Annotated in this window: 5 protein-coding genes; all 5 read right to left on the minus strand. The window is 43.5% G+C overall.

Going from position 1 to position 6,394, the window contains the following annotated elements; translation table 11 throughout:
• Positions 1-147 precede the first annotated feature (147 nt).
• The gene (truA, locus tag ACE01T_RS16780) at positions 148-945 is read right to left on the minus strand and encodes a tRNA pseudouridine(38-40) synthase TruA (RefSeq protein WP_086195314.1); all 798 of its coding nucleotides are present in this window, start codon (positions 943-945) and stop codon (positions 148-150) included.
• A 12-nt stretch (positions 946-957) separates the two neighbouring features.
• Positions 958-1,926, minus strand: coding sequence for an asparaginase (locus ACE01T_RS16785; RefSeq protein WP_086195423.1), 969 nt, complete (start codon positions 1,924-1,926; stop codon positions 958-960).
• Between the two features lie 46 nt (positions 1,927-1,972).
• The gene (locus ACE01T_RS16790; protein ID WP_180176480.1) at positions 1,973-3,349 is read right to left on the minus strand and encodes a hypothetical protein; all 1,377 of its coding nucleotides are present in this window, start codon (positions 3,347-3,349) and stop codon (positions 1,973-1,975) included.
• A 71-nt stretch (positions 3,350-3,420) separates the two neighbouring features.
• On the minus strand, positions 3,421-4,869 hold the full coding sequence (locus ACE01T_RS16795) for a type IV pilus assembly protein FimV (protein WP_086195316.1): 1,449 nt from the start codon (positions 4,867-4,869) through the stop codon (positions 3,421-3,423).
• Between the two features lie 137 nt (positions 4,870-5,006).
• On the minus strand, positions 5,007-6,125 hold the full coding sequence (asd, locus tag ACE01T_RS16800) for an aspartate-semialdehyde dehydrogenase (RefSeq protein ID WP_086195317.1): 1,119 nt from the start codon (positions 6,123-6,125) through the stop codon (positions 5,007-5,009).
• Positions 6,126-6,394: the final 269 nt, after the last annotated feature.

Below are 6,394 nucleotides of genomic sequence, written 5' to 3' on the forward strand. Positions count from 1 at the left end.
TGACAAAACCTGAGTCCTTTATAGTTAAAGTGTTTGTTTGCACTCATATTTTAACTATTTAGACTCAGGTTTTTTTATTTAAAGCAAACTATGGGACAGTAGTGGGGGAACTCCTCCCTTTAAAAAAGGGAGGTTGGGAGGGATTTCTTATTCCGGCATATTCAGCCAATGCGGGCCTAATGGCATTTTCGGCAGATCAAACTGTTCCGGATAATCAGCGTGGATAAAATACAAGCCATCCGGTGGTGCGGTAATTCCTGCTGCTTTACGATCTTCAGCGGCAAAAATATGGTCAATATGGTCAACTTCATACATGCCCTGACCGATTTCCAGTAAACAGCCCATAATGTTGCGTACCATATGGTGCAAGAAGCCATCTGCCTGAATATCTAACACCAGATAACAGCCATGTTGAATGAGGCGACAATGTTTGACATGCCGAACCGGCTGATTGGACTGGCAGGCTGCGGCACGGAAACTTTCAAAATTATGCGTGCCTTCAAATTTTTTCGCCGCAGCAATCATCTTCTCCACATCCAGCGGATAGTAGGCATGCGTGACCTGTTTATGCAGAAGCGCAGGGCGCTGCGGATTGTTATAGACGACATAGCGATAGCGGCGTGCCTGAGCTTTAAAGCGGGCATGGAAATCGCTGTCCATTTCCTTGATCCACTGGAAGGCGATATCTTTAGGAAGCTGACTGTTTGCCCCCATCAGCCAGCCACGAATCGGGCGAATAGCATTAGTATCAAAATGCGCGACCATATTGGTGGCATGGACCCCGGCATCGGTACGACCCGCACCATGTAAGATGATCGGTTCATCGGCAATTTTGCTCAGTACTTTTTCAATGGTTTCCTGCACGCTTGGAACGCCAGGCTGTTGAGTTTGCCAACCTCTATATCGAATGCCACAAAACTCAATACCGACTGCAAAACGTTGCATACTTACCTCAAATTACACGTGATCATGCCAATGTGCCTGCCATTGGTCTACAGCGTCGTATTGTAAATACATTTTCAGCGCTTTTGCATAAAGATCTGCATGTCCCAAACAGTCATTCAGAAGAATATGGGTCTGCTGGATCCATTGGCTGATGGCATAACGCTGATCAATACCACCAAAAGGCACCTGAGTGGTGAGAATTACGGCACAGCCTGCTTGTTGCAGTTTTTGAATGCAAGCAATGAATGGTTTATTCACAGCCAGGTTGCCTGTGCCGAAACCTTGTAAAATCAGGCAGTTTGGCGGTACTTGGCAAATGGTTTGCAGATTGGCAATTTGCTGAGCCAAATCCAGCGGTTGCATCATCAGGCTTAAACAGTTAAACCTCGCTGCCTTTTGGAGATCATTGTCATGAACTATATAGATGGAGCTGTGGGAAATGGGTTCCGCTGCGTTTTTACCGCTAAAGGCATCCAGTTCTGTGGTATGGATTTTTAATGCCGTCTGTGCATGTACTAAATGATGATGAAAGGCTAAATAAACTCCCACCGGATATTTAACTACACAGTCCAGGGCAAAGTTTAAATTATCAATGGCATCAGTAAATTCACGGGTATTGTCTCCCGCAGTATTTAACAGGGGGTACTGGCTGCCGGTCATGACCACATGCGCGGATTGACCCAGAAAGCGTGACAGCACCGCACTAGCATAACTGAGGGTGTCGGTACCATGAATAACCACAAAATGCTCAAACTGCTGTAACTGAAGTTGTTGAATAGATTGAACCAGTTTTAGCCAGTCTGTGGCTGTACAAGCACTACTGTCCTGAATGACTGGTGCAACAAAACATTCGATCTGCTGATCGAGAGGGAGAACATGTTGCAGTTTCGGAATAAATTGCTCAGCTGGCATAGGGCTGAGTGGATCACCAATACAGCCAAATGTACCGCCCATATAGATTAACGCTATTTTTTTCATCATAAAAAAAGCAGCCAAGGATGACTGCTTTATAGTAGATCGAAATTGCTTAAGATGCTATTTGATTGCGTAAATGATCTGCCTGTTGGCGTTGTTCAGGTGTATAGCCAGCTTCTTGCTCTGCCAGTAATTCACGTGCTGATTCGAATGCACCAAGCTGGATATATTGCTGTGCCAGTTCTAGATTCAGGTTAATTTCATTGACTTCAATCAGTTCGGGGAAGGACTGAACCAATGGATCATTTTTATCTGCTTTGGCTGCAGATGAGCTGATATTGCTAATATCAAAGTTTAGGCCTGCGGCTTTTGCTGGCGCTACTTCTACAGCTGGCTCTTCAACCGTGCTTGCAGGCTCTAAATTAAAGTCCAGTTCCAGGCTTGGCGTAGTTTCTTCAGTTGCAACTTTTGTTTCAGCTACTGGAGTTTCTGCAACGGAAAAATCAAAATTAAATTCAGGTTTTTCTTCTACAGTAGGTTCAATGCTAGCAGCTTTCTCTGTTTCTGCTTGCCCGGTTGTTGCAGTGTCTAAACTAAATGAGAAATCCAGAGGCTGAATTTCTTGAACTGGGGCAGCTTCCGGCTTGGTTTCTGCCACAGGTGCAGGATCAAGCTTAAAGTTAGTAAAATCTAAAGGCTTGATTTCTTCAGCTGGTGCAGTTGCTGCTTCTGCCGCTGAATCCAGAGATAGACTGCTGAAATTAAGGGGTTTGATTTCTTCCACCGGAGTAGCTGTTATTTCTGCTGTATTTAAAGATGCAGAATTGAAATCAAGAGGTTTGATTTCCTTAACGACTTCCGGCTGAGCCGAACGCGATTCCTGCTGTAACTGATCAAAGGCAAGATCATTTTTTGTTGCAGCGGGTGCAGCATCACTCATTAAAGCATCAAAAGCAGCCGTATTTTTTGTTTCTACAACCGCTGGTTCAGCTGCTTTAGCAACAGTTGATGATGGCTTAAACTCAATGGTATCTTTAGAACCTAGTGTTTGTTTTTCATGTGCTGCTTTTTTAGCAAGTGCCTGTTCTAAAAAATCATCCAGTTCTAATGAGCGCAGGTGATTAATCAGCTGGCTGATGGCAAATTCATCTTTTTGCAAGATGTGAATGTCCAGCAACAGCAAATACAACTCATGCTGTGAATTGTCCTTATTTAAAGCCTGATTAATCTGTGCTTCGGCCGAGAAAAAGTTCTTTTCGTGAATCAGGGCTTCAATTTTACTGCGGACATCGGCAGCTAAAGGGGTGGTTTTTTTCTTTGCAACAACCGAGCTTTCCACAATTTGAGTTTTTTGCGGTGACTTTTTGGTTGAAGTGACTTTTTTGCTTTTCGTCTTTGGTGTTTGTTCTGTTTGTTTACTTGCCTCGCGCTTTTTTAATACAACTGCGATCACTAATAACAATATAAACGGAATCACATAAAGCAGCATGTTGTTACCCCTTGTAGGATTGAGTTTTTATCCATGAAACCCATCCTAAAAAATCAAATTGTATAACACCCTTAGTGCGTTGGCTTTTTCTGTACTTGTTGTGCTTTCAATTGTTGCTGCAATTGGGCAAGACGAGTATTTAATAATTGAATTCTGTGATCCTTGTTACGCAATGCCAATTCTAACTGTGTTACGTTTCTCTGTAATTTAACGGTTTTTTCACGCGATGTCATAACTTTTAATGATAATTCATTTGAAGTTTGCCTTTTTTCTGTGTTCTTTTTGGCAGAACCGCTGGCTGAATCTTGTTCTTTCTCTGCAACCAGGCTCATTTCTGCCTGATTCAAGCGATATTTGGCTTTAGCCGACTGATTGGACGGTTTGGAAGGGGCTTGGGCTAAATGGGCAACTTTTGCTTTTTGCTCTTCTTTAGGGCTGGTCACAGTATTTAAATTCAAAGCGGCACCACGGCGTAAACGGTTCACATCACCTTGAATAAAGGCATGTTCATTATTGGCCTTGATTTGTTTCATGACTTCGCCAATCGGACGATTTTGCTCAGTGGCCACACGTGAGGCAATTGCCCACAGTGACTCATTCGATTGCACTACATGCTGGTTGGCTGGTGCTGTAGCCGCAGGCTGAGGTGATGGTGTAGGCGCTGTTTCTGATTTGGCTTTTGGCGCAGCGGCTGCTACAGGTTCTGCCGTTACTTTTGCTTTAGCCACATGTTGATGTGCAGATGCTGCATATAGTCGGACTAACGGGTCTGTGGAGACATTATTATTCGAGTTGTTTGAGTTAGCTGAAATTTTCGCTTCATTTTTTGTCAAACGTTGTGCTGCAATGGAACTCTTGGTTTTGAGTGGCGCATTTTGTGGAGTCTGAACCGGCTGGGCAGATGGTGTCGCCATTGCTGCAATGACGACGGGTGCAGCAGAGGTACTATTTAAAATCGGCGGTGCCGCTTTATGTACCATTAATGGTGCTTCAAATGATTGCGGTAGTGCCGTTTGTGGTTTTTCAATCCGAAATTGCGTACTTTCAGGCAGTTGTAAGGCAATATCTTTTTCATTCACAATGGTGATAGGCATTAAAGGTTTTTCATTGCCTGAGACCCGTACCTGAGTATTTATCTGGCTGCGCTTCAGAGGGGTCTTGATATGCTGTAAACGTGTCGCATTACCTTCCTGAATTTTAACAATAATGTTCAATTCAGCATCCGTTAAGGGGCGTGATGAGGTAATGGTAATGACACCATTGCCCGAGCTATCGCGACGGGTAAAGAAATTGAGATGTCCGGGAGCATGATAGACAGCGCCTAAAGTTGCGATATCTTCTGCATCAGCCAGGCTGGCCTGGATTTGTGCATGAGGATCAGCATTGCGAAAATTCATTTCCGCATACAATAATTCACCTGCTGCAGATTGAACTTGAATAGGATCAATAGTAATCGCATGAATATTCTGCGAAGCAATAATGGCTAAAATGGCTATCTTTAATTTGTTATATACGGTCATCTTAATCTTTAGCTCGGTTTCTTATCGTATTGCGAAAGTTATACATTAACGAGGTGTTGAAGAATTGTAAAACATTTAACATAAAGGATACATAAAAAAGCCGATCAATTGTGATCGGCTTTTCTTTCATTTAGCACTTAAGCATTTTTGTAATCAATCAGGATACGTAACATACGGCGTAAAGGTTCTGCAGCACCCCATAGCAGCTGATCGCCGACAGTGAATGCGCCAAGGTATTCTTTACCCATATTCAGTTTACGCAAACGACCCACTGGAACAGACAGGGTACCTGTAACAGCCACTGGCGTCAGATCGGTCATCGATGCTTCACGGGTATTGGGAACGACTTTTGCCCAATCGTTTGCATTACGGATAATGTCTTCGATTTCATCAAGCGGTACATCTTTCTTCAATTTCAATGTAAGTGCTTGAGAATGGCAGCGCATTGCACCAATACGCACACAGTGACCATCAATAGGAACAATCTGCGAGTTACCCAGAATCTTGTTGGTTTCAACCTGGCCTTTCCATTCTTCTTTCGACTGACCGCTTTCAAGCTGTTTGTCGATATACGGAATCAAAGAACCTGCTAAAGGCACGCCAAAGTTTGCAGACGGGAAACCTTCGCTGCGTTGTAAAGCCGCAATTTTAGAATCGATCTCTAAAATTGGAGAGCGAGGGTCATCTAACAAATCTTTGGTATTGTTATACAAGTAACCCATACCGTTGATGAGTTCACGCATGTTTTGCGCGCCCGCACCAGAAGCGGCCTGATAAGTCATCGAAGTTGCCCATTCCACCAGATTATTCTGGAACAGACCACCTAAGCCCATCAGCATCAAGGAAACGGTACAGTTACCACCAACGAATGTTTTAGTACCATTCACCAGGCCATCTTTAATCACGTTCATGTTGACCGGATCAAGCACGATGATGGCTTCATCATCCATACGTAAGGTAGAAGCTGCATCAATCCAGTAACCATTCCAGCCTTCAGCTTTCAGTTTCGGGAAAACGTCAGTGGTGTAATCACCACCCTGGCAGGTAATAATGACATCCATCTGCTTCAGACTGTTAATGTCTGATGCATCCATAAGTGCTGGGGCAGTCTTACCGCCAAACGCAGGCGCTTCACCACCTGCATTACTGGTAGAAAAATAGAATGGCTCAAAATGAGCAAAATCATTCTCTTCAACCATACGTTGCATAAGGACGGAACCTACCATCCCGCGCCAACCGACCAGACCTACTTTCATGCCACTTCGCCTCGGTGCGTTAAAAAAATCAAAAGGGATTCGAGTGTATCAAAAAGGGACGTGACTGCAAGTACTACATAATGAAAACATCAATATTATTGAGAGAAATCTCTTGTTTATGTTACATACAAAATTGATAAAGTTTTTCAACTGCAGATCGAATTACAGAGGTGGATCAGGAAATTTGAACAACACCTATAAGTGATATTTTGCTCCCCAAATGATGTTATAAACATCAATATATGGAGTATTTTATGGCACGTAGACCA

Origin of the sequence: Acinetobacter uliginosus (assembly GCF_044130295.1) — a bacterium.
Lineage (GTDB): Bacteria > Pseudomonadota > Gammaproteobacteria > Pseudomonadales > Moraxellaceae > Acinetobacter.